Source organism: Uliginosibacterium paludis, from assembly GCF_039631355.1.
In the GTDB taxonomy this organism is placed as follows: Bacteria; Pseudomonadota; Gammaproteobacteria; order Burkholderiales; family Rhodocyclaceae; genus Uliginosibacterium; species Uliginosibacterium paludis.
Window position 1 is genome coordinate 1 of sequence record NZ_JBDIVF010000032.1, and the last position, 758, is coordinate 758.

Consider the following 758-nt stretch of genomic DNA (forward strand, 5'->3'; position numbering starts at 1 on the left):
ACGGCGACCGTCTCGCTCTCGGCCACCAGTGCGATCACTGAAGCCGGCGGCAATATCGTCTATACCGCCACCATCACGTCTGCCCCGGTCTCGGATCTGACCGTCACGCTCGACAACGGCCGGACCATCACGATTGCGGCCGGGAGCACCACCGGCTCGGTGACCGTTGCGGTCGCCGCCTCCGATGACGTCTATCTGGACGCCAGCAGCACCCAGGCCGCCATCACCGGCGTCTCGGGCGGGGGCATCAATGCAAGCTTCAACCCGGCGGCTGCCGTCACCACGATCGCGGACACGATCGATATCACGAGTGCCACGCTGACCGCCTCCTCCTCGGTAGCCGAAGGCAGCACCATCACCTACACGGTGACCCTCGCGAGCGTCGTGACCGGTTCGGACGTGACGGTCAAGCTCGTCAATGGCGAGACGATCACCATTCCGGTCGGAAGTTCTTCCGGCAGCGTCACGACTGCCACGGCCGACAATGCCTATACCGGCAGCTCGGTGGTGACCAACCACATCGACACGATCTCGGGCGGCAACTTCGAGAGCCTGGTCGCCGACAAGACCGCGGTCACGACCACCGTCACCGATGAAGCAACGCCGGACGCAACGACCGTGACCCTCACGGCCTCCGCCACGGCCGTCACCGAAGGCGGCTCGGTGGTCTATACCGCCAGCGTCGATCATCCGGTCACAGGCAGCCCGCTGGTGATCTCGCTCTCCAACGGCCAGAGCATCACCATTCCGGTCGGCAG

1 protein-coding gene is annotated in these 758 nt (G+C 65.4%); it reads left to right on the forward strand.

The annotated features are described in order from the left end of the window. The coding region (locus tag ABDB87_RS20530; RefSeq protein WP_345930579.1) for an immunoglobulin-like domain-containing protein at positions 1–758 on the forward strand (758 nt) is incomplete at both ends.